Raw genomic sequence first — 23,676 nt, 5'->3', positions numbered from 1 at the left:
GAACATGGCTGGTTCGGTGAGCGCGAGGAGTGCAGCGGAGCGGAGCCCCGCAGTCGCGAACATGGCTGGTTCGGTGAGCGCGAGGAGTGCAGCGGAGCGGAGCCCCGCAGTCGCGAACGAATGGCTGGCCCGGTGAGTGTCCTCACTGCCGCCCGCGAACTGGTCGGGGAGATGACGGCGACACCGACGGGGCAGTCGTCGGTGTCGGTGTACGAGACGGGCCGCCTGGTGAGCCTGTCGCCGTGGTTGACGCTGCACGCCGAGCGGATCCGCTACCTGCTCGACGCGGAACACCCGAGGGGCGGCTGGGGCGGCCCCGGCGGTTACGGGCTGGTGCCGACGCTCAGTGCCACCGAGGGCCTGCTCGCCGCGCTGCGCCGGGGCGACCTGGCCGGAACTCCGGCGCAGCGCCGGGGCGCGGTCGCCGCCGTCGACCGGGGACTGTCCGTCCTCGGCGAGCGGCTCGCCGCCGTTCCCGCGTCGGCCCTGCCGGACATGCCGGCCATCGACCTGATCGTTCCGGCCCTGGTGGAGGCGCTCACCGTCCACCTCGACGCGGTGCGGGAGGACCCCTCGCCCGAACTGGAGCGGTGGCGGGGGGTCGCGCCCCGGCTGTCGTTGCCGCCGGGGATGACGCCCACCCGGCTGGCCCGGGTCCGGGCGGCCCTGGCGTCGGGGCACCCGCTGCCCGACAAGCTGATGCACGCGCTGGAGGTCACCGGGCCGGCGGCGCGTCGGGCGGCCGGGGTCGTCCCGGTCGGACCGGGCACGGTGGGCGCCTCACCCGCGGCGACGGCCGCCTGGCTCGGCGTCCCCGACGCCACCACCTCGACCGCGCGGGCCTACCTGGAGGGGGTGGTCCGGCAGCACGGCGGTCCGGTCCCGTGCACCAGCCCGATCAGCGTGTTCGAACGGTCCTGGGTGCTCAGCACACTGTCGAGGGCCGGGGTGCCGGTGACCGTACCGCCGTCGGTGCTGGCCAGCCTGCTGGACACCCTCGGTCCGGCCGGCACGGCCACCGCCCCGGGGCTGCCCGTGGATGCCGACACCACCTCGGTGACCCTCTACGCGCTGGCCCGTGCCGGACACCCGGTCGACCCGTCGAGTCTCTGGTCCTTCGACACCGGGGAGCACTTCTGCACCTGGCCGAAGGAGGACGGCGCCTCCATCACCACCAACGCGCACGTGCTGGACGCGTTCGGCTGGCACTGGCGGCACACCGGCGAGCGGTCCCGGCAACTCGCCTCCGTGGTGCGGCGGCTGACCACCTGGCTGACCGACCGGCAGGCGCCGGAGGGCTCGTGGAGTTCCGACCGTTGGCACGCCTCGCCGTACTACGCCACCAGTTGCGCGGTGCTCGCCCTGCACGGGTACGGCGTCGGCGCGGCGGTGGAACCGGCGGTGCGGCGGGCGGTGCACTGGGTGCTGGCCGGTCAGCACCCGGACGGATCCTGGGGGCGCTGGGGCGGCACCGCCGAGGAGACCGCGTACGCGCTCCAGGTGCTGCTGTCCGCCGGGCAGACCACCTCCGAGCGGTGCGCCGAGGCGATCGGGCGGGGTTGGCGGTGGTTGGTCACAATGGCCGGTACCGACGGTGAACCAGCGCTCTGGCACGACAAGGACCTGTATCGTCCGTCACTGATCGTCCGCTCAGCGGTGCTCGGGGTGACCTGGTGGGGGCGCAGGTGCGCCGGTCCGGAACCGGTCGAGACGGGCCCGTCTTCCCGTAGCGCCATGATCAGGATCGCTTGAGTGAACCTCCCGACGCTGCTAGCGTGCGCCGGGGTCGATCGGTACGTCGACCGCCCACGCTCGGGCACGTCAATCGAATCCCCGGCCAGGACGGTGTAATGGGTTCCCGCAGTACGAATCTCCGTACGAAAGTCGTCGCACTGCTCGCGTCGCTCGTCGCGCTCTGGGCCTTCGCGGCGTGGGTGACCGTCGGGGACGGCTTCAACCTGCTCGGGGTCCAGACCCTCAACGCCCGGGTCTTCGCGCCCAGCGAACCGCTTCTGCTGCAGTTGCAGAAGGAACGTCGTCTCTCCCTGGCCTACCTCGGCCGGCCGGAGGCCGGGCAGTTGGAGGCGCTGCGGGGGGAGCGGGAACGCACCGACGAGCTGGCCCGCGCGTTCGAGGAGTCGGCGGTCAACTGGCGTACCGAGATTCCGGCGAGCGCCGAGGTCGAGCGGGCGGTCGACGACGTGCTCACCGGTCTGGAGGGACTGACCCGGACCCGCACGGAGATCGACGACAAGAGCATCGACCGGACGACGGCGTTGACCTCCTACGTGGAGGTGGTCAACGCGATGTTCCGCCTCTACGACGAGCTGGGTGGTCTCGACGACCGGCAGGTCGCCCACGACACCGCCGCCCTGATCGAGCTCAACCGGGCCCGGGAGCTGCTGTCCCAGGAGGACGCGCTGCTGCACGGCGCGCTCGCCGCCGGCCGGATCACCGCGACCGAGCAGGCGCAGTTCGCGCAGCTCGTCGGCGCCCAGCGCTACATCGCGGCCAGCACCATCAGCGCCCTGCCCGTGGCGGACCGCAACCGCTACCAGCAGATGTCCCAGGGCGAGGCGTACCAGCGCCTGCACACCCTGGAGGACCAGGTCATCCAGGCCCGCAACGCCGAGTCCCGCCCGCCGGTCGAGCTGGACGCCTGGCGCAGCGCGGTCGACCCGACGTTGCAGCAGCTCAACGATGTCGTGGGCGCCGGCGGTGACGACGTGGTGGATCGCGCCACGCCGGTCGCCATCGGGGTCATCACCCGACTGGTGCTGGCCACCGGTCTGGGTCTGCTCGCCGTCGTCGCCTCGATCATCGTCTCGATCACCACCGCCCGGGCCCTGCTGCGGCAGTTGGAGCGCCTTCGGGAGGCGGCGTTCCAGCTCGCCCGGGAGCGGCTGCCGAACGTGGTGGAGCGGCTCGGTCGCGGCGAGGAGGTCGACGTGGCCGCGGAGGCGCCTCCGTTGGAGTTCGGCGACGACGAGATCGGGCAGGTGGGTCAGGCCTTCAACGTCGTGCAGGAGACCGCGATCCGGACCGCCGTCGAGCAGGCCGATCTGCGGCGTAACGTGCGTGACGTCTTCCTCAGCCTGGCCCGGCGCACCCAGGCCCTGGTCCACCGGCAGCTCACCCTGCTCGACGCGATGGAGCGGCGGGAGAACGACGCCGAGGAGCTGGAGGACCTGTTCCGGGTCGACCACCTGGCCACCCGGATGCGGCGTAACGCGGAGAACCTGATCGTCCTCTCCGGATCCACGCCGGGCCGGGCGTGGCGGCGCAACGTGCCGATGGTGGACGTGGTCCGGGGCGCGGTGGCCGAGGTGGAGGACTACACCCGGGTCAACGTGCTGCCGCTCGGTCCGGTCTCGCTGGCCGGTCGCGCGGTGGGCGACATCATCCACCTGCTCGCCGAGCTGATCGAGAACGGGCTGTCGTTCTCGCCTCCGCACACCACCGTGGAGGTGCGGGGTCAGCTGGTCGCCAACGGTTTCGCCCTGGAGATCGAGGACCGTGGCCTGGGCATGAGCGAGGAGGACCTCGCCGCCGCCAACGAGCGCATCGTGGACCGGTCGGAGCTGAACCTCGCCAACGCCACCCGGCTCGGCCTCTACGTGGTCAGCCGGCTCACCGAGCGGCACGGGATCCGGGTGCACCTGAAGGAGTCCCCGTACGGCGGCACCACGGCGGTCGTGCTGATTCCGCTGGACCTGGTCACCGCCGGCGAGGAGGAGCCGGCCGGGCCGGGCGCCCCCCGCGCCGGTGGGGCGGAGCCGCCGGCCGGGCCGGCCGCCCGCGAGGTCGAGCAGTCCGGTCCGCGTCCGGCGGTGACGCTGGCGAAGCCGGAGACGCCGCGCCGGGCGCCCGAGAGCGCCGACGGCGACGAGCCGCACCAGCTCCCCACCCGGGTACGGACGACGCTGGAGCGGCCCCGGGCGCCGCAGGACACGCCGGCCGAGGACGGGTCGGGCCTGCCGACCCGGGCCCGGCGCTGGTCGGAGCAGTCGGCGCTGGACGGGCCCACCTTCCCCACCGGCCTGCCGGTGGCCACCCCGCGCACCGAGCCCGAGCGGAAGGTGGAGCACGGTGGCCCGACCCCCTGTCCGGTCGAGGAACCGCCCCGGACGGAGTCCGGTCTGCCGATGCGGGTCCGCCAGGCGAACCTCGCGCCCGAGCTGCGGGACGAGGCGCCCGCCGTGGACGCCCCGGACGACGACGAGGGGGTCCGCCCGCCCGAGCAGGTCCGACGGATGATGAGTTCGTACCAGACCGGCACCCGGCGGGGCCGCACCGACGCGGCCCGGCTGCTGGGCGGCCCGGCCGGTGGTCCGGAGCAGGCGGAGGCGCCGGACGACGAGGATCGGCAAGCGACGTGAGCGGGGCTCGGTGGCGGGTGTTCCCGTCCGCCGGCCCCGGAGTGAGCCCAGACGAGCACGGCGACCAGCCGGGTTGAGAAGAGGACGACGAGTGGCGCAGAAGACGGCTTCGAGTGCCGACCTGACGTGGTTGTTGGATGATCTGGTCGGCCGGGTGAAGCAGGCCGAACACGCTATCGCTCTCTCCACGGACGGCCTCATGATGGCCTCGTCCCGGGGGCTGAGCCGGGACGACGGCGAGCACCTGGCGGCGATGGCGGCCGGCATCCAGAGCCTGGCCCGGGGGGCGGGCAAGCGGTTCGGCGGCGGGCAGGTGCAGCAGACCATCATCGAGATGCAGTCGTCGTTCCTGTTCGTCACGGCGGCCGGGCGGAACGCCTGTCTCGCCGTGCTCGCCTCCGAGGACGCCGACGTGGGGCTGATCGCGTACGAGATGGCGATGCTGGTGACCCGGGTCGGCAAGTACGTCGCGTCGCCGTCCCGGTCGTCGGAGCAGTCGGCCGTCGCCGAGAAGTAGCCCGTGATGACCGTTACCGGGGGGCCGATGGAAGAGCAGTGGGTGGACGACCACGCGGGACCGGTGGTGCGACCGTACGCGGTGACCCGTGGACGGGCCCGGCCGGTCACCGGCACGTTCGACCTGATCTCCCTCGTGACGGCGATCCAGTCGGATGTCACGCCGGAGGCGGGTCTCGGGCCGGAGCACCTCGCCATCGTCGGGCTCTGTCAACGGATGCAGTCCGTGGCGGAGATAGCGGCGCATCTCGACCTGCCGGTGGGCACCATCCGGGTGCTCCTGGGTGATTTGGTGGCCCGCGAGCTGGTGCAGGTCCGTGAGCCGCGGGCCACCGGCGGCCTTCCCGACGACAGCATTTTCGAGGCGGTTATCAATGGACTACGGGCACTCTGAGCAGCCGGCGGAGACGGTGCCCACCGCGATCAAGATCCTGATCGCGGGTGGTTTCGGCGTGGGCAAGACGACCATGGTCGGTGCGGTCAGCGAGACCCGCCCGCTGCGTACCGAGGAGGTCCTCACCGAGTCGGGGGTCGGCATCGACGACCTGTCCGGGGTGGAGGAGAAGTCGACCACGACCGTGGCGATGGACTTCGGCCGGATCACCATCAGCGACGACCTGGTGCTCTACCTCTTCGGTACGCCGGGCCAGGACCGCTTCTGGTTCGTCTGGGACGAGTTGGCGCTCGGGGCGATCGGCGCGGTGGTCCTCGCGGACACCCGTCGGCTGGCGGACTGTTTCCCCTCGATCGACTACTTCGAGGGGCGGGGCACCCCGTTCGTGGTGGCGGTGAACTGCTTCGAGGGCGCCCGGCGGTACCGGCTCGACGAGGTGCAGGCGGCGCTCAACCTGGATCCGGACGTGCCGGTGCTGCTCTGCGACGCCCGGCAGCGCCAGTCCAGCAAGGAGGTGCTCATCACCCTGCTGGAGCACGCCATGAAGACGCGGGCCGCGCGCAGCGCCGCGGGGTGACCGGGAACGGCGGCGCCGCGCCGGTTCACGGGACGGGCGCCGTCGTCAACCGGTAGCGCTCGATGGTCCTGCGCACGTCGCGCCGTACCGTGACCTCGTCGGGGCCGTGGAAGCGGAACGTACCGCCGACGTGGAGGTAGCCGCCCGTACCGTCGAAGACCTCGCCGACCTCGGGGAGGACCTCGGCGTAGATCCCGTCGACCTCGCCCCGGGGTGAGGTCCGCGCGACCACCCGGCTGGGCAGCGGACGCGGCTCGGGGAAGATCAGCCAGCCACCCCCGGTGGGGGTGGTGTGCGCCGTGGCGGGGGTGGCCGGCGGGAGGCCGACCGTCGTGCGGAACGTCTCCGCGAGCAGGTCGATGCCGAACAGCTCCCGGTGCACGTCCGGCACCGGCCCGCCGCCGGGGCGCAACCCCACCTCCAGGAAGACCAGCTCGTCGTCGGGGGTGTGGAACAGTTCCAGGTGGAACGGGCCGTCCACCAGTTCGAGCGCGTCCAGACAGCGCGCGGCGAAGTTGGTCACCCGGTCGCGGAGCGGGCCGTGGTCGAGCAGCACCGAGCCGAGCGGCGCGCCGTTGGCGAAGGCGAAGCAGGTGTTCACGTACGCCGAGGCGCTCACGAAGTGGAAGTGGCCGCCCAGGCGTACCCCGTCGACGTGCAGCACCCGGCCGTCGACGAACTCCTCGCACTCGTGTGCGGCCAGGTCCCGTCCGCTCAGGGCCACGGCCAGCTCCCCGACGGTGTCCACCCGCAGCACCCCGGCCGAGGCGACCCCCGCGCGTGGCTTGACGATCACCGGCAGCCCCAGGTCGGCGGCGACCTCCTTGGCGAGCCGGGTGGGGTCCGCGCCGGGGACGAGTTCCACGAACCGGGGAGTGCGCAGCCCGGCCCCGGCCACCCGTTCCTTCATGTACGGCTTGTCGCGGAAGCGCCGGACGAAGTCCAGGCTCCACCCGGGCAGGTCCAGGGACTCCCGCAGTCGGGCGGCGGTGAGCAGGTCCCACTCGGAGATGCCGACCACGCCCGAGAAGGGTCCCAGCCGCGCGGTCAGTGCCCGCGCCGCCGGCAGCACCGTGTCGAGGTCGAGGTCCGCCACCACGACGGTGTCGAGGGCGTTCGCGGTGTCCAGGACCGACGTGCCGGCGGCCAGGGTCAGGTAGGCCATCCGCCCCTCGTGCGGGCGGAGATACCGGTGGTACTCCCCGAACTCGTTGCCGAAGCGGTTGAGGACCAGGTAACGCGGTACGTCGCTCACGCCGTCTCCGCTCTCTGCCGGTCGGCGGGGGACCCCGGGCCGGTCGATCCGCCGCTACGCCCGGTCATCGCTCATCTCCGCCGGCGTGGCCTCGGCCGGCGGGGCGGCCTCGGCCGGTTTCGCGGACGCCTCGGCGGCCAGGCAGACCAACGCGCCGACCGTGGCCGTGCCGACCAGGAGCAGCAGCACGGTGCGGACGGTGTCCACGGACGGGATCGTGCCGGTGCCCTCGCCGAGCACCGCGCCCATCACGGCGGTGCCCACCATCGAGCCGACCTGCATCGACGTGACCAGGACCCCGGCCGCGCCACCGGCGGACTCGGGCCGGACCCGGTGCAACGCGACGGTGGCCAGGGGGGTGAAGAGGAACGCGTTGCCGATGCCGATCACCACCATCGGCGCGACGAGCCCGGCCCAGCCGGCCCCCGGGCGGGTCTGGGCGAAGGTCCAGAGGAGACCGGCGACCGTGGCGGCCATCCCGAAGAACAGCAGGTGCTTGCCCTCGACCTTCTCCGAGAGCTTGCCGGCCACCGGGTCGAACGCGACCGAGAGCAGCGACGCCACCATGAGCAGCAGCCCGGCCCGCCAGGCGCCGAACTGCAACACGGACTGGAACGCCACCGAGAGCACGACGACGAGCCCGATCACGGTCAGCGAGACCACGACGGAGAAGACGTTCATCACCGCGAAGTTGCGGTCCCGGAAGAGCGCGAACGGCACCAGCGGCTCGCGGTCCTGGCGTCGCCGCTGCTGCGCCAGGAAGACGGCGAAGAGCACCAGCCCGGCCGCGATGACCGCCCAGATACCGCCGTTCCACGAGTAGCGCGCGCCCTGACTGACCCCGAAGGCCAGCAGGAGCAGGAAGGCCGTGGCCAGCACGACACCACCGAGGTCGAGGCGGTGTTCCTTCCGCCCGCCGGTCGCCGGGATGGTCACCGCGGCGAGGGCCAGCATGACCACGCCGACGGGGATGTTGACCAGGAAGACCCAGCGCCAGTCGAGGCTGCCCACCAGGAAACCGCCCACGACCGGGCCGAGTACGGCCGCCGTGCCACCGACACCGCCCCGGATCCCCAACGCCATGCCGCGCCGCTCCGGCGGGAACGCCTCGACCAGCAGGGCCATCGTCTGCGGGACGAAGAGGGCCGCCCCCACGCCCTGGATCGCGCGGGCGGCGATGAGCTGGGTGGGACTGTCGGCCAGGCCACCGGCGAGGCTGAAGACGGTGAAGACCGTGACGCCGAGGAGGAAGATGCGCCGGCGTCCGTAGAGGTCGCCGAGCCGGCCCGCCGTGATCAGCAGGGCGGCGAGCGCGAGGATGTAGCTGCTCAACGCCCAGACCACCTGGTCCAGGGAGGCGTCGAGGTCCCGCACGATGTCGGGAATGGCGATGGCGAGCACCGCGATGTCCAGTTGGGACATGAAGTACGCCAGGCACAGGACGGCCAGGATGGCCCACGGGTTGCCGCGCAGTCTCGTCGTCACCGGTCACGCCAGATCATCGGGGGCACCTTGTTGGTCCGTTCCACGCGGTGCAGTCGCCCGACCCGCTCGACCGTCACCGCCTCGGGATAGGTCTGCAGGATCGGGGGAAGGTCGTACCAGGTCCGCACCAGCCAGTCGCGGATCCGGGCCGGATCCGCGTCCCCGGTGAAGCGCACGGTCAGCTGCCGCACCGAGTGTCGCGACTCCGGACTGCGGGTGAGGACGAGTTGCGCCTCGGTCACGCCGGGATTCTCCCGTACGCCCGCGACGATCTCGCCGATGCCGAAGAGCGAGCCGTAGAGCTTGATGGCGTCGTCGGCGCGGCCGACCACCCGCAGCGCCCGTGGCCGCCCGCACCGGCAGGAGGCGGCGGCGACCCGGTCGCCGAGCCGGTAGCGCACCGTCGGCACGGTCCACCCGTCGCCGGTACGGGACAGCAGCGCTCCGTCGTCGTCGAGTTCCAGCAGCTGGTCCGGCATCAGGTGCAGCACCGACAGGTCGCAGCCGGGATCGTTGGTGGCGATGACGAACGTCTCCACCGAGCCGTAGTTCGCCCAGAAGCGCGCCTGCGGGAAGGCCGCCCGTACGGTCGCCTCCTTCGCCGGGGTCCACGGCTCGGCCATCCAGATCACCCGCCGGACGTCGAGGCCGACGCCGTGGTCGAGCACCCCCTGGGCCAGGTCGGCCAGCGCGGTGGGCGTACCGGCCAGCGCGTCGACGCCGACCTCCCGGAAGATCGGCAGCCAGTCCGCGACCTCGTCCGGGCCGTACGGACCGGCGGGCAGGACGTGGCACCGGCTGCGCTCGGCGAGGGTCTGCATGTAGTAGTGCGACGCCCACAACCGGCCCGGCGTGAAGAGGTTGAGCAGCACGTTGCCCGGTTCGAGCGGTCGCCAGACGGCGTGCAGCCGGTCGATGGCCTGGTGGTGGGCGACGAAGGTCAGCTTCGGTCGACCGGTGGTGCCGCCGCTGGACATCACCGCCGCGCCGCCGTCTGCGGTGAGGTGCCGCGACGTCGCGAGGATCTCGGCCGGGCCGGTGACGGCGAGGTCCGCCAGCCCGGTGACGGTGTCCGGCACCGGCGCCCCGCCGAGCGCGGCCAGCTCCTTCGCCTGCACCAGCAGCGCCTCCCAGGGCAGCTCGCCGATGGTCATCGACGCTCCCGGTCGGCCAGCCAGCGCGCGTGGCCCCGCTGGTACGCCTCGAACCGGGCGGTGACCAGGGACCGGGCGACGACGTCCTGCTCGGCGTCCATGGAGAACCCGATCGCGCCGTCCACCTCGATCTCGGAGAGCCAGAACCGCTCGCCGTCGGAGATGAAGTCGACCGAGAAGTACGGCGTGGGCAGGCGCTCGCTGAGGTAGGCGACGGTGCTGTCGAGTTCGGCCGGCAGGTCGGTGAACGCCCGCTCGTGCCGACCGCCCACGGTCTTGGTGACCATCAGGCAGTAGCCCTCCTTGTTGCCCTGCAACACGGTGTGCGCCCGCCCGTCGACGACGTAGACCCGGGTCTCGCGGGGGTCCTTGACGTAGAGCTGGGCCACCAGCGGTGTCTCCGCGCCACCGGCCAGTCCGATGACCCCGCGCAGGTCGTGCACGTTGTGCACCACCGAGATCCCGAGGCCCATGCCCCAGTTCGCCGGCTTGACGATCATGGGGTAGTCGAGGTTGGCGAAGGCCTCGTCGTAGTGGCCCGTCATCGCCTCGCGCCCGCTGGCCACCCGGACCGTGGGCAGCGGCGGCACCGGGCTCTGCGCCAGGTGCACGACGGTCGCCAGCTTGTCCTCGCCGAGGTAGGTCAGCCAGGGCGGGATCGGCAGGTAGAAGCCGAGCGTCTCCAGGACGGTGAAGAGGTACACCTGGTTGGCGACGTCGACCACCTGGTGCGGCAGGGAGTAGATGGCCGTGACGAAGATGGTGTCCTCCGGCGTGACCCGCTCGCCGTTGAGGAACACCTTCGGGCGCGCGGGATCGGTGCCGTCGACCGCCACCTCCTCCGGCTTGTGCAGGCTCATCCGCAGCCCGAGGGTCTCGGCGATCTCGCGGTAGGCGCCCCAGACGCCCTGCTCCTCGTAGTCGCGCTGCCAGGCGGTGCCCCGGTCGGGGTAGATCCAGCACAGTCTCGTCGCGGGGCTGGGCGATGTGGTCAACGGGTCTCCTTGACGAAGTCGCGGAGCACCGAGGTGAACTTCTCGGGCTCCTCCAGGAACGGCATGTGCCCGCTGTGCGCGAAGGTCTCCAGCCGGGCGTCGGGCATCGCCCCGCGCAGCCAGGAGCCGACGTCGGTGGGGTAGACCTGGCTGCGTGCCCCGTGCACGAGGAGCGTGGGCAGCGACGTCGTGGCGAGCTGTTCCCGCCAGTCCCGGGTCAGCACGTCCAGCCAGAGCGCCAGCACGGAGACGACCGCGCAACTCCTCGTCTCGGCGGTGAGCCGCCGCAGCGTCGCCGGGTCGGGCTCGGTCCCGGCGGCGAAGGAGCGGCGGACCAGGTCGTCCTGGAAGGCCTGCGGATCGGCCCAGAGGGCGCGCTGGGTCTGGATCGCGCCGGCCGCGTCGAGGCCGCCGAAGGCGGCGTGCGGCCAGTCCCCGTCGGCCAGGAGCCGTGGCGACATCTCGACCGAGACCAGCCGGGCCACCCGGTCGGTGCCGAAGAGGTCCAGGTAGGTCCAGGCGACCCCGGCGCCGAGCGACCAGCCGACGAGGGTGACATCCCGCAGGTCCAGGCGCTCGACGACACCCCGCACCGCCCGGGCCGCGTCGTCGATGGTCCAGCCCGGCCCCGGATCGGGGTTGCCCCCGTGCCCCGGCAGGTCCACCATGACCACCTCGTGGTCCTGGCTGAGGTCCGCCGCCACCCCGTCGAAGTACGCCGAGGTCATCGCCAGCCCGGGGACGAACAACAGGGTCGGCGTCCGGCTCAGGCGACGGTGGCGGAGCAGGTTGACGGTCCGGTCTGCGGTCACGGCTGTTTCCCCTTCCGGCGACACCCACTGTCTGCGTAGGAGCGACTTGTGCGGCTTGCCGACCGCGGTGTAGGCGAGGGCCGCCACGAGATGGATCGGACCGGTCAGGCCGTGCCCGTCGAGAACGGCCCGGACCGACGCCTCGACCTGCGCCGGGGGCACCTCCGGTTCGGGTCGGGCCACCACGACGACCCGGCTGCCGCCGGTGCCGGGCTCGACCGGCAGGGCGACGGACTCCCGTACCGGGCAGTGCTGCTGGATCTCCTCGTCGAGCATGGGGGCGAGCAGCAGCCCCTCCCGGGCCGTCAGCGCCTCGCTGACCCGCCCCAGGATGCGGTAGGAGCCGTCGGGGTTGCGCTGGGCGACGTCGCCGGTCCAGTACTCGCCGTCGCGGAAGGTGCGTGCGTGCGCCTGCGGATTGTTGAGGTAGCCCTCGCTGGTGTAGGCGGAGCGCAGGACCAGTTCCCCGACGGAGTCCCGGACGCCTCCCGGGTCGCCGGCCGACACCGGCTCCAGGCGGGCGCTCACGCCCCGTACCAGCGACATGTCCGCGTCGGTCTGCACCGTGTCGGTCAGGTTCACCGCGGCGAGGCCGAACTCGGTCGAGCCGTAGAGCTGTCGGATCCGCACCCCGAGCACCGCGTCGCAGTCGCGGATCAGCTGCGGGCTGACGTAGGTGCCGCCGCAGAAGGGCAGCCGCAACGAGCCGACGTCCGCGCCGGTCTGCCGCGCGGCCTCGATGAGCTGCTCGTAGTGACGCGGCAGCGCGCTCATCACCGTCGCGCCGCTTCCTTCCAGCGCGCGCAACTGCTCCTCGGGGCCGGCCTGCGGGTCGCCGAGCACCAGCTCGCCGCCGCCCAGCAGCGCGGAGAAGACGTGCAGGTCGGTGGCGTGCGCGACGTCCAGCGGGTGGCGACAGAAGAAGACGTCCCGCGCGGTGAGCCCGGTGTGCCGGATCCACCGGCGTCGCTCGGCCACGAACTTGTCCTGCCGCCAGGCCATCATCTTCGGGAAGCCGGTCGAGCCCGAGGTCCACAGCAGCCGGAAGCGCCCCGGGCTGGCGGCGGCCGGTGTGGGCGGGAGCGGCTCGGCCGCCAGCAGGTCGGCGAGGGTCGACACCGGCGTCGTGCCGGGCAGGGGAGCCCGGCGGCCGTCCGCGACGACCACCGTCGGCCCGGTCAACTCCAGCGCCGTGCGCACGTCCCCGGTGCCGAACTCGCGGATCATCGGCACGTAGGTCGCCCCGAGCCGGGCGACCGCCAGGATCAGGGCGACGTACCCGACGCTGTTGTCCATCGAGACCGCCACCACGTGGCCGTCGCCCACCCCGGCCCGGTTCAGCCCTCCGGCCACCCGGTCGGCCATGGCGCAGAGCTGCTCGTACGTCGCGGCGTCGCCGTCGGTGGTGCGGACCGCGGGAGCCTGCGGATCGCGGCGGGCGACGGCGCGTACGGCGTCGTAGAGCACGGCATTCCCCCTCGATCGGGTGCGGACACGGCCGGCGACGGCGGACTAGGCGGGCGCCCAACCCGCGTAGGTGGCGAACCGCCAGTCCTTGACCAGGCAGTCGACGTGGGCGAATCCGGCCTCGCGCAGCCAACGCAGTTGGCTGTCCAGGTCAGCGCAGATGTCGTGCTTCATGCGTTCCCGACCGGCGGCCCACTCGTCGGGCGGGGTGTCGGAGTCGATCACGTGGCGTTCGTGGCGTTCGTCGTAGACGGCGTCCAGCGCCGGGAAGGGAGCCAGGATCTGGTCGACGTTGACGAACACACCGCCGGGCCGCAGGGCACCCAGGACCCGTTTGAAGAGATCCTGCTTGTCGGGGTGGGACAGGTGGTGGATGGCCAGTCCGGAGACCACCGCGTCGAAGGGTCCGTCGGGCAGCGGCTGGGTGAGGTCGGCGACCCGGATGTCGATGCCCGTGTCGTCGGCGAAACGCTGCCGCGCCTTCGTCAGCATGAGTTCGGACCGGTCGACCAGGGTCAACCGCGCGTTCGGCAGGCTGCCGCGCAGGATGGCGCTGAGCAGGCCGGTTCCGGCGCCGAGGTCGAGAATTCTGCCGTCGGCCGGGACGTTCGCCGTGACGGCGACCGTCGCGCTCGAATAGAGCAGGTCGAACGAGGGGATCAGTTGACGCCGTAGTCCGTCGTACGACTCGGGATTCCAGAGATCCTTGCCGTTGGCGGGCGGACGTGCCATGCGGCACCCTCCTTGTGGGAGATCGTGCACGAGGTTCGACCCGATCGATTCATGATCGCGTGGTCGCGAAGGGCATCGTGGCACGGGCCGTCAGGGACGGCACCCCCTGTCCGGCAAGCGTTATTCAATCGAAACTTATCCATGCCTGGCTGCTGGGAGATCATTCACGCGTCTGGTTTGTCATCCATGAGCATGAATTGATATGGCTCGGCGGGTGAATGCTGTCGATTGCCGCCGTGTCGGCGCGGGGGCGTCGTGTCCGCCCGGAGCGCCGCAGCGCCCCCGGGGGCTGGATGGTTGACGGAGAAGGCTACGACATCGGTGGCTATTTATTGACATGAGCCGATGTACGTTTCTAGCATGGGCGAGGAAAGCGCTTTCCAGATCGTAGGCCACCACCTGCCGGATCGCCAGGCCCGCAACCGGACCGTCCCCGTTCCCGGACCGCCCGGCGGCACGTCCCCGCCGCCCCGCGCGTCCAGCCCGCCTGGCCGTCCGCCCTGCGAAAGGCGGAACCCCGTGACCACCACCAACCCACCGCCCCGTCACCCCCGATGGCGGCGGCACACCGCCGCCGGCCTGCTCACCGCCCTGGCCCTGTCCGCCACCGCCCTGCCACAGCCCGCCACGGCGGCTCCCGGCCCGGCCGCCGGTGCCCCGGCCGCGCTGGCCGCCGCCACGCCCGACGGGTTCGCCACCGTCAACGCCCTCGGCCAGAACGGCACCACCGGCGGCGCCGGTGGGCCGGTCGTCACCGTTACCACCGCCGCCCAGTTCCTGGACTACATCTCCCGCCCCGGGCCGTACGTCGTCCAGGTCTCCGGGACCATCAACCTGCCCACCGGCGCCAACGACGGGATGCACAACGTCGCCTCCGACAAGACGATCGTCGGGCTCGGCGCGAACGCCACCCTCTCCGGCGGCGGGCTGAACATCGGTCTGCCGGTGGACGACGACGTCACCTCGCCCCCGGCGAACGCCGTCCACAACATCATCATCCGGAACGTGCACATCACCGGGGCGACCGACGACCTGATCAACGTCCAGATGTTCTCGCACCACATCTGGATCGACCACAACGAGTTCTCCAACGGCGACGACGGCGCGGTCGACATCAAGCGCGGCTCCGACTTCGTCACCGTCTCCTGGAACCACTTCCACGACCACGACAAGACGCTGCTGCTCGGGCACGACGACGACAACGCGGCGCAGGACGTCGGACGGCTGCGGGTCACCTACCACCACAACTACTTCGACGCCTCGGACCAGCGGAACCCCCGGGTGCGCTTCTCCGCGCTGGCCCACGTCTACAACAACTACTACTACGACAACAGCTACGGCGTCGCCTCCACCAACGACTCGGCCGTGCTGATGGAGAACAACTACTTCTACAGCGTCAACAACCCGGGCCGGGTCGACTTCAGCGGGCCCCTCGGCCGGATCGTCCAGCGCGGCAACATCCTGGTCGACTGCAACCACGCCATCGAGACCCGGGGCACCGTGCCCGACCCGCGCAGCTACTACCCGTACACGCTGGACCCGGCCGCCAACGTACCGACGATCGTCCCGGCCGGCGCCGGGGTCGGCCGGATCTCACCGACCGCCCAGGCGGCCTCCGCGGCCGGGCCCGGGATCACCGCCCAGCCGGACGGGTTCGCCAGCGTCAACGCGCTCGGCCAGAACGGCACCACCGGTGGACTCGGCGGCCCGGTGGTCACCGCGACCAACGCGAACGACTTCCTCGACTACATCGACACCGTCGGGCCGATGATCATCCAGGTCACCGGTCGGATCCAGATCAGCAGCAAGCAGGGCGTACGCCCCAACAAAACCATCATCGGCGTCGGGAACGCCGAGATCACCGGTGGCGGCCTGGACTTCTACCGGTCGTACAACGTGATCGTCCGGAACATCAACTTCACCAACGCCGAGGACGACGCGATCAACGTCGGGCAGAACTCGCACCACATCTGGATCGACCACAACCGGTTCGCCGGAGCGGTGGACGGCTCGGTCGACGTGGTCCGGGGCGCGGACTACGTGACCGTCTCCTGGAACCACTTCGACCACTCCGACAAGAGCATGCTGATCGGCCACTCCGACGGGTCCGGGTCGACCGACATCGGGCACCTGAAGGTGAGCATCCACCACAACTTCTTCGACAACAGCCGGCAGCGGCACCCCCGGATCCGGTTCGCCGAGCCGGTGCACGTCTACAACAACTACTTCCTCGGCAACGCGCTCTACGGGGTCGCCTCCACCGAGAACGCCGGGGTCGTCGTGGAGGGCAACTACTTCCGCGACGTGCCCCACCCGATGTACTCGGCCAGCGGGTACGCCGACAGCGGCCCGGGACGGGCGGTGCAGCGCAACAACGTCTTCGTCAACTCCGGCACCCCGGAGACCGCCGGCACGGTGACCGAGCCGCGCACCTACTACCCGTACACCCTCGACCCGGCGGCGAACGTGCCCGCCCTGGTGACCGCGGGCGCCGGCGTCGGCCGGATCTGACCCGCCGGCACCACCGCACCGTCCCGCACCACACCGCCCCGCACCGCCGTGCTCCGCCCCGCCCCGGACACTGCAGGGGTCCCCTGTTCATCAGAAACGATGAACAGGGGACCCCTGCTACCACCAAACGGGGGTGCGGGCTAGCTGGCGATCATCCGCCGGAGCACGTACTGGAGGATGCCGCCGTGGCGGTAGTAGTCCGCCTCACCCGGGGTGTCGATCCGGACCACCGCGTCGAACTCCACGCCGGTGTCGGTGGTGACCTTCACGGTGCGCGGGGTCTCGCCGTCGTTCAGCGCCGTGACCCCGGCGATCGAGAAGGTCTCGGTGCCGGTCAGGCCCAGGCTGTCGGCGGTCTCGCCGGCCGGGAACTGGAGCGGAAGCACACCCATGCCGATCAGGTTCGAGCGGTGGATCCGCTCGTACGACTCGGCGATGACCGCCCGGACGCCGAGCAGCATGGTGCCCTTCGCCGCCCAGTCCCGGGACGAGCCGGAACCGTACTCCTTGCCCGCGAGGACGACCAGCGGGATGCCGGCCTCCTGGTACGCGACCGAGGCGTCGTAGATCGAGGTCTGCTCGCCGGTCAGGTGGTTGACGGTCACGCCACCCTCCACACCCGGGACGAGCTGGTTGCGCAGCCGGATGTTGGCGAACGTGCCCCGGATCATCACCTCGTGGTTGCCCCGGCGCGAGCCGTACGAGTTGAACTCGTGCCGCGGCACACCGTGCTCGGCGAGGTACGTCCCGGCGGGGGAGTCGGCCTTGATCGAGCCGGCCGGGGAGATGTGGTCGGTGGTGACGGAGTCGCCCAGCTTGGCCAGCACCCGCGCCCCGTCGATGTCGACGACCGCCTTCGGGTCCTTCTCCATGCCCTCGAAGTACGGGGGCTTGCGGACGTAGGTCGACTCGCCCGCCCAGGCGAAGGTGTCACCGGTCGGGGTGGGCAGCGACTGCCAACGCTCGTCACCGGCGAAGACGTCCTCGTACGCCGCGCTGAACCCGGTCGCGCCGATCGCCGAGGCGATGACGTCCTGGATCTCGGCGGTGTTCGGCCAGATCTCCCGCAGGTAGACCGGGTTGCCCTGGCTGTCCTCGCCGATCGGCTCGTTGGCCAGGTCGATGTCCATGGTGCCGGCGAGCGCGTACGCCACCACCAGCGGCGGGGACGCCAGGTAGTTCATCTTGACGTCCGGGTTGATCCGGCCCTCGAAGTTCCGGTTGCCGGACAGCACCGAGACGACCGCGAGGTCGGCCTCGTTGACGGCGGCGGAGATCTCCTCCGGCAGCGGGCCGGAGTTGCCGATGCAGGTGGTGCAGCCGTAGCCGACCAGGTGGAAGCCGAGCTTCTCCAGGTACGGCGTGAGCCCGGCCCGCTCGTAGTAGTCCATGACGACCTTCGAGCCGGGAGCCAGGGTGGTCTTCACCCACGGCTTGCGGGCGAGCCCCTTCTCCACCGCGTTGCGGGCCAGCAGCGCCGCCCCGATCATGACCTGCGGGTTCGAGGTGTTGGTGCAGGAGGTGATCGCGGCGATCACCACCGCGCCGTGGTCCAGCTCGAACTCGGTGCCGTCGGCCCCGGTCACCCGGATCGGGTTGCTGGCCCGGCCGCCCGAGCCGACCGCGCCGTTGACCAGCTCACGCGGGGCGTCGGCCGGGTCGTTCGCCCCGTCGACCGCTGGCGAGTCGCTGGCCGGGAAGGACTCGGCGCTCGCCTCGTCGGCGCGACCCTGCACGCCGAACGGCTTCTCCTGCTGCGGGACACCGGGCTTCCGGTCGTCGCCGCCGGTCTCGTCGGCGGCCACGTAGTCGGTCAGCGCCGAGCGGAACAGCGTCTTGGCGTTGCCCAGCGGCACCCGGTCCTGCGGGCGCTTCGGCCCGGCCAGGGACGGCTCGATGGTGCTCAGGTCCAGCTCGAGGCGCTCCGAGTACTCCGGCTCGGCCGCCGGGTCGTGCCAGAGGCCCTGCTCCTTGGCGTACGCCTCGACCAGCGCGACCTGCTGCGGGTCGCGGCCGGTCAGCTCCAGGTAGCGGACGGTCTCCGCGTCGATCGGGAAGATCGCCACGGTGGAGCCGTACTCGGGGGACATGTTGCCGATGGTGGCCCGGTTGGCCAGCGGCACCGCGCTCACGCCGGGGCCGTAGAACTCGACGAACTTGCCGACCACGCCGTGCTTGCGCAGCATCTCGGTGATGGTCAGCACCAGGTCGGTGGCGGTGGTGCCGGCCGGCATCTCACCGGAGAGCTTGAAGCCGACCACCCGCGGGATGAGCATGCTGACCGGCTGGCCCAGCATGGCGGCCTCGGCCTCGATGCCGCCGACGCCCCAGCCCAGTACACCCAGGCCGTTGACCATGGTGGTGTGCGAGTCGGTGCCGACGACCGTGTCCGGGTACGCCTGGCCGCCCCGCTCCATCACGGTACGGGCCAGGTACTCGATGTTGACCTGGTGCACGATGCCGGTGCCCGGCGGGACGACCTTGAACTCGTTGAAGGCGGTCTGGCCCCAGCGCAGGAACTGGTAGCGCTCCTTGTTGCGCTCGTACTCCAGCTCGACGTTGCGGGTGAAGGCGTCCTCGCGGCCGAACAGGTCGGCGATGACCGAGTGGTCGATGACCAGCTCGGCCGGGGCGAGCGGGTTCACCTTGGTCGGGTCGCCGCCCAGGTCGCGGACGGCCTCGCGCATGGTGGCCAGGTCGACCACGCAGGGTACGCCGGTGAAGTCCTGCATCAGCACCCGGGCCGGGGTGAACTGGATCTCCACGCTCGGGTCGGCGGCGGCGTCCCACGCGCCGAGCTGGCGGATGTGGTCGGCGGTGATGTTCGCGCCGTCCTCGGTCCGCAGCAGGTTCTCCAGCAGGATCTTCAGGCTGTAGGGCAGTCGTTCGTGGCCCTCCACCTTGCTGATCTTGAAAATCTCGTAGCTCGCGTCTCCGACGCGTAGCTGGGTCTTCGCACCGAAGGTGTCGAGGCTCGCCACGTCGTACTCCTTCACACCAGCGACCGTGAGTAGTCCTGAGCAGTCTGTCGCACCGGTCGGGGTGCCGCCCCGGTTAGGCGACACTAACCAGCGATTCCGCAGTCCTACAAAACCGTACGTCCGTCTTGCTATTCGTGCAACCGGGTGTCAGGCTCTGGGACGGGGAGATGGCACCCATGATCCACCACCCGCCCCGGCGCACGTGAACGGGCCGGCCCCCTGTGGTGGGGGCCGGCCCGTCGTGTGTCTATGTGTGTCAGGCGGAGTAGCCGCGGGTGGCGATCCAGTCGGCGAGGGCGTCGGTGGTGATCCAGTAGCTGGCCTGGTTGGGGTTGGCGGAGTCGGCGATTTTGACGGTGTCGGCGTTGTCGCGGTAGCCGACGACGCTGATGTAGTGGCCGCCTTCGAAGGAGTGGGTGGTGCCGTTGGTGTCGGTGGCGGTGCCGGCGATGTTGGCGACGACGGCGCGTCCGTTGTCGACGGCGGTGCGGATGTCGTGGCGGAGGGTGTCGGTCTGCTTGTCGTCGGCGTTGGGGGTGGTGATTTCGATGGTGCGCCAGTCGTTCTTGCCGCTCTTGGTGTTGAGGGCCTTGGTGATGAGGTGGGCGCTGTCGGTGCCGTTCTCGGTGGTGCCCATCTCCCGGGCGAGGTCGTCCTGGGAGACGTCCTTGTCGAGGGTGGTGAGGGCGTTACGGGCGGCGGCGGGGCCGCAGTAGTAGAAGTTCGGCTGCGCCTCGTAACGCACGTTCAGCTCCCGCTGACCCTTGCCGTGCCCGCGCTCGGCGGCCATCGCCATCGGCTGGGAGTTGCTGTCGACGGCGGCGCTCGCGGCGACCGGGCCGGCGATCATCCCACCGGCGAACACGGCGCCGGCAGCGGTCAGAACGGTCTTGCGGAACAGATCGGTACGCATGTCGTCACCTCTCGCTCGGGGGAACGCGGCACCCGGACGATCCGGGGGTTGGGTGCCACGCGAGGAAGGGTTCGCGGTGCGTGGGCGACGCCGGTCAGATGTCCGGCGGCCAGGAAGATGCAACCAACCCGGCGGGCCCGTCATTCCGGCCTCCGCTCCCCGGGGCCGGGGTGGGGCGGTCGCACGGTGGTCACAACGGCCGGCGGCCCGCGTCCATGCCCGGTCGGCCGGTGACCGGCGTCACCGCACACGGCGCGAACGGCGCATCCGGTCACGTACGCCTCCCGGGTTCCGGTGTTTCCGGACACCGGGGACGGGAAAGCGGGCGCCGACGACCGGGACGAGGCGACGAGACGACCGGGACGAGGCGACGACCGGGACGACCGGCCGACGAGGGGAGAGTCCGGTGCCGTACCAGGTGCCCACCGCAGCGCCACAGCGGCGGACGCGGGTGTCCGCAGCGCCGCTGTGGTGCGATGCGCGGGAGTTCGGACTCCGGGGCGACGGGGTCACCAACGACCAACCGGCGCTGGCCGCCCTGGTGGACCGCCTCGGCGAGGCGTACGCCGCCGACGGCCAGCCCCGGGTCATCCACTGCCCACCGGGGAGCTACTCGATCCGGGACGCCGGTACGGTCTGGCGCAGTGGCGTGTCCCTGGTCGGCTCCGGTCCGGCGGCCACCCGGTTCCTGCTCAGCAACGAGGGCAACCGGGCCGATCCCACCCCGCTGGCCTTCTGGACGACCGTGCAGCACGGCGCGGACCGGGACCGGCACATCGCCGACTGCACCTTCGCCGACTTCGAGATCGACGGCTCCGGGGTGGGGATGGCCGACTACAACTACCTCGCGAAGGGCCTCGGCCTGCAATACGTGGTCCGGGGCGTGTTCCGCAACCTCTACATCCACCACACCGGGGCCACCGGGCTCGGCTGTGACTTCCTCCAGGACAGTCTCGTCGACGGGGTGGTGGTGGTCGGCTGCGGTCGCCTGGACAACGGGCAGCAGATGGGTGGGGCCGGTATCGGCATCGGGGTCGGTGGCTGGGGCGGGGTCGAACGGTGCACCATCGCCAACTGCACCACGGTCGGCAACGGCACCAACGGCATCTTCCTGGAACTCCAGAAGGACTACTGGACCCGGCCGCGCGGCTACCGCATCGTCGGCTGCCACAGCGAGGGCAACCGGTTCGGTATCTCCGACTGGGGCGTGGACGGGCTGATCGTGTCGGCCTGCACCCTCATCGGCAACCTGGAGGCCGGCTTCGACGTCTCCGCCAACGGCACCGCCGGTGTCGCCGGCCGGGGCGGGATCGTCAGCGACTGCGTCATCGACGGCAACGTCCTGGACGGGATCAGCATGGGCAACACGCCGGGTCCGTACACGGTGCGCGGCAACCGGATCAGCGGGAACGGGGCGTACGGCTACCACGAGCACGACCTCGGCCACGGGTACACCGGGCCGGCGTCCGACGTCACGATCGACGGCAACGAACTCTGGGACAACGGGCTGGACGCGATCCGGATCGACCGCCCGATGGCCGACCTGACGGTCACCGGCAACCGGATCCGCAACAACGGTCGCCGGTGCGCCGCCGCGACCCGTGGCGGCGGTTCGGTGCGGTACGACCACCGGTCCGTGACCGACCCGGCCGCGCGCTGGCCGGTGGACGGGCACCGGGGCAAGGTGGTGTGGGTCGGCACCCGCCGGGCGGTGGTGACCGGCAACACCCGGACCGAGCTGACGCTGGCCGAACTGCGCCCGGACACCACCACCGGCTGGAACGAGGACGTCCCGCCGCCCGGTGCGGCCTACGACCTGCCCGCCGCGCCGCCGACGCGGGCCGGGATCGCCGTGAACGCCGAGGTCGACTCGGCCACGGTGCGGGGCAACCGGATCTGGGACAACCGCGCCGAGCCCACCCAGACCCACGGACTGTGGATCACCGATCGGGGGTCCTGCGTCTCCTGCCGGGTCGAGGAGAACGACCTCGCCCGCAACGCGGTGGCCGCCCTACGGCTGGACAACCCGCCGACGGGCGGGCACTGGCACCGTAACGTCACCGAACGGGACTGACCGCTCAGCGTTCCCCGTCGGCCGGCGCGCTCGCGGTGGCCTCCGCGTGCCGGTCCCGCAGCCGGGCCCGGATCTCCTCCGGGGTGTACGCCCGGCGTCGCCGCTCCGCGCGCGCGACCACCACACCGGTCGCCGCGACGCCGACCACACCGGCCAGTCCGAGGAGCTTCCACCACTGCATCCGCTGCCGCATGGGCCTAGGGTAGTGCCCCATGAGCATCAGCCTGGACGAGGCGGTCGAGCTGACCCGCACCGGCGACGTCTGGGTGTTCCGGGGACGCAGCGTGCCGGACCGGGCCATCCAGCTCACCACGAACAGTCCGGTCAACCACGTCGGCATGGCCGTGGTGCTGGACGACATGCCGCCGCTGATGTGGCACGCCGAGCTGGGCCGCTCCCTGCCGGACCTGTGGACCGGCACGCACCAGCGCGGCGTGCAGCTGCACGACCTGCGGGACGCGGTCTGCGTCTGGGCCGAGCGGTACGGCCAGCGGGCCTGGCTGCGGCAGTTGGAGCCGCCCGCCGGGCCGGCGATGGAGGACGCCGTGCTGCGCACCGTCGCCCGGCTCGACGGCACGCCCTTCCCGTCCACCGCCCAACTCGCCTGGCGCTGGCTGCGCGGCCGGGTCCCGGCGCTGCCCCGACCGGCGCTGCCCGGCCGGCGCGGCCCCGTGCCGGCACCCCCCGCCCCGGGCGACGTCCCGGACCGCCTGCTGGAGACCGCGTACTGCGCGGAAGTGGTCGCCGTGACCTACGAGGCGATGGGGCTGCTCCCGCCGGGACGGCGGCCGAACTGGTACGACCCGGGCCGCTTCTGGAGCGGTGACGACCTCGACCTCGAAGCGGGCGCGACGCTCGGCGCGGAGATCGAGGTGCGGATCCCGCCCCGGTGAGGTTTGCTCGGACGCCCGGCCGGCAACTCCTGACGCCGTGACAGCCTCCACCGACCTCGGTACGCTCACCGACTTCTTCGACCGGTACGGCGTGGCGCTGACGACCGGCGACGTCTCCGCCATCGCCGGCTGCTACGCCCTGCCCGGCCTGGTGGTGGCCGACACCTACAGCTTCTCCTTCAGTTCGCCGGCTGCGGTGGCGCTCTCGTTCGTGGGGGCCGCACCCGACTACCAGGACCGGGAGCTGGTGGCCGCCAACGCGGTGATCCTCCAGGTGGAACCGGTCTCCGCGCTGCTGACCCTGGTGGCCGTGCAGTGGGAGTTCCTGGACAGCGGGGGGCATGCGGTGCCCGGCGAGCGTTACCGTTACCTGCTGCGCGGCACCGACGACGGCCCGGTCATCTGCACCGTGATCCGGGCCGGCTGACCTGCCCGGCGGGCGTCGACCGACCGGGACGACCGATCTGCCCGCGCCGGGCGGGTGCGGCGGTCGACCGTGCTGGCTAGGCTTCCCGTTCGGGGAACCGACGAGGGAGGA

The 23,676-nt window shown here is 71.7% G+C and carries 18 protein-coding genes; 9 read left to right on the top strand and 9 right to left on the bottom strand.

Features of this window, described 5'->3' with window-relative positions; translation table 11 throughout:
* Positions 1-132 precede the first annotated feature (132 nt).
* The 5 genes from QSK20_RS00675 (at position 133) to QSK20_RS00655 (ending at position 5,866) form a co-directional block, all read left to right on the top strand.
* Positions 133-1,752, top strand: a complete 1,620-nt coding sequence (locus QSK20_RS00675; protein ID WP_285786593.1) for a prenyltransferase/squalene oxidase repeat-containing protein — start codon at positions 133-135, stop codon at positions 1,750-1,752.
* A gap of 98 nt (positions 1,753-1,850) precedes the next feature.
* Entirely contained in the window at positions 1,851-4,379 is a 2,529-nt protein-coding gene (locus QSK20_RS00670; RefSeq protein ID WP_285786592.1) for a sensor histidine kinase, read from the top strand.
* A 91-nt stretch (positions 4,380-4,470) separates the two neighbouring features.
* Positions 4,471-4,896, top strand: coding sequence for a roadblock/LC7 domain-containing protein (locus QSK20_RS00665; protein ID WP_088983080.1), 426 nt, complete (start codon positions 4,471-4,473; stop codon positions 4,894-4,896).
* 6 nt (positions 4,897-4,902) lie between these two features.
* A complete protein-coding gene (locus QSK20_RS00660) occupies positions 4,903-5,289 on the top strand; it encodes a DUF742 domain-containing protein (RefSeq protein WP_088983081.1) in 387 nt (128 codons plus the stop codon).
* Positions 5,270-5,866, top strand: coding sequence for a GTP-binding protein (locus QSK20_RS00655; RefSeq protein WP_285786591.1), 597 nt, complete (start codon positions 5,270-5,272; stop codon positions 5,864-5,866). The genes QSK20_RS00660 and QSK20_RS00655 overlap by 20 nt, the downstream gene beginning before the upstream one ends.
* Positions 5,867-5,891: 25 nt before the next feature.
* On the opposite strand, the gene QSK20_RS00650 is transcribed toward QSK20_RS00655, so the two are convergent.
* Genes QSK20_RS00650 through QSK20_RS00625 form a run of 6 tightly spaced genes read right to left on the bottom strand, consistent with a single transcriptional unit; the run spans position 5,892 to position 13,766 of the window.
* On the bottom strand, positions 5,892-7,121 hold the full coding sequence (locus QSK20_RS00650; RefSeq protein WP_285786590.1) for an ATP-grasp domain-containing protein: 1,230 nt from the start codon (positions 7,119-7,121) through the stop codon (positions 5,892-5,894).
* Between the two features lie 54 nt (positions 7,122-7,175).
* Entirely contained in the window at positions 7,176-8,606 is a 1,431-nt protein-coding gene (locus QSK20_RS00645) for an MFS transporter (protein WP_285786589.1), read from the bottom strand.
* Positions 8,603-9,760 carry an AMP-binding protein gene (locus QSK20_RS00640; RefSeq protein ID WP_285786588.1) on the bottom strand — a complete coding sequence of 386 codons (1,158 nt, stop codon included), beginning with the start codon at positions 9,758-9,760 and terminating at the stop codon, positions 8,603-8,605. The genes QSK20_RS00645 and QSK20_RS00640 overlap by 4 nt, the downstream gene beginning before the upstream one ends.
* Positions 9,757-10,755, bottom strand: a complete 999-nt coding sequence (locus QSK20_RS00635; protein ID WP_285786587.1) for an ATP-grasp domain-containing protein — start codon at positions 10,753-10,755, stop codon at positions 9,757-9,759. Before QSK20_RS00635 ends, QSK20_RS00640 begins: the two co-directional genes overlap by 4 nt.
* The gene (locus QSK20_RS00630; protein WP_285786586.1) at positions 10,752-13,034 is read right to left on the bottom strand and encodes an alpha/beta fold hydrolase; all 2,283 of its coding nucleotides are present in this window, start codon (positions 13,032-13,034) and stop codon (positions 10,752-10,754) included. Before QSK20_RS00630 ends, QSK20_RS00635 begins: the two co-directional genes overlap by 4 nt.
* 45 nt (positions 13,035-13,079) lie before the next feature.
* Positions 13,080-13,766 carry a class I SAM-dependent methyltransferase gene (locus tag QSK20_RS00625; RefSeq protein WP_285786585.1) on the bottom strand — a complete coding sequence of 229 codons (687 nt, stop codon included), beginning with the start codon at positions 13,764-13,766 and terminating at the stop codon, positions 13,080-13,082.
* A gap of 519 nt (positions 13,767-14,285) precedes the next feature.
* Between QSK20_RS00625 and QSK20_RS00620 the strand changes: the two genes are divergently transcribed.
* The gene (locus tag QSK20_RS00620; protein WP_285786584.1) at positions 14,286-16,277 is read left to right on the top strand and encodes a pectate lyase family protein; all 1,992 of its coding nucleotides are present in this window, start codon (positions 14,286-14,288) and stop codon (positions 16,275-16,277) included.
* 140 nt (positions 16,278-16,417) lie between these two features.
* On the opposite strand, the gene QSK20_RS00615 is transcribed toward QSK20_RS00620, so the two are convergent.
* Positions 16,418-19,273 (bottom strand): aconitate hydratase, encoded by a 2,856-nt coding sequence (locus QSK20_RS00615; RefSeq protein ID WP_285786583.1) that lies wholly within the window; start codon positions 19,271-19,273, stop codon positions 16,418-16,420.
* 241 nt (positions 19,274-19,514) lie between these two features.
* Positions 19,515-20,171, bottom strand: a complete 657-nt coding sequence (locus tag QSK20_RS00610; protein ID WP_285786582.1) for a C39 family peptidase — start codon at positions 20,169-20,171, stop codon at positions 19,515-19,517.
* A gap of 406 nt (positions 20,172-20,577) precedes the next feature.
* On the opposite strand from QSK20_RS00610, the gene QSK20_RS00605 reads away from it, so the two are divergent.
* Positions 20,578-22,245 (top strand): right-handed parallel beta-helix repeat-containing protein, encoded by a 1,668-nt coding sequence (locus QSK20_RS00605; RefSeq protein WP_285786581.1) that lies wholly within the window; start codon positions 20,578-20,580, stop codon positions 22,243-22,245.
* 4 nt (positions 22,246-22,249) lie between these two features.
* Here the strand turns inward: QSK20_RS00605 and QSK20_RS00600 are convergent, their stop codons facing one another.
* Positions 22,250-22,438 carry a hypothetical protein gene (locus QSK20_RS00600; RefSeq protein ID WP_285786580.1) on the bottom strand — a complete coding sequence of 63 codons (189 nt, stop codon included), beginning with the start codon at positions 22,436-22,438 and terminating at the stop codon, positions 22,250-22,252.
* 19 nt (positions 22,439-22,457) lie between these two features.
* Here QSK20_RS00600 and QSK20_RS00595 point away from each other — a divergent pair, with 19 nt between their 5' ends.
* Both QSK20_RS00595 and QSK20_RS00590 read left to right on the top strand, forming a co-directional pair.
* Positions 22,458-23,138 (top strand): hypothetical protein, encoded by a 681-nt coding sequence (locus tag QSK20_RS00595; RefSeq protein ID WP_285786579.1) that lies wholly within the window; start codon positions 22,458-22,460, stop codon positions 23,136-23,138.
* Positions 23,139-23,175: 37 nt separating this feature from the next.
* A complete protein-coding gene (locus QSK20_RS00590) occupies positions 23,176-23,565 on the top strand; it encodes a DUF6841 family protein (protein WP_285786578.1) in 390 nt (129 codons plus the stop codon).
* Positions 23,566-23,676 lie beyond the last annotated feature (111 nt).

It is taken from the genome of Micromonospora sp. NBRC 101691 (assembly GCF_030269285.1).
Taxonomy (GTDB): Bacteria; Actinomycetota; Actinomycetes; order Mycobacteriales; family Micromonosporaceae; genus Micromonospora; species Micromonospora echinospora.
This window is presented reverse-complemented; position numbering and strand designations above follow the sequence as displayed.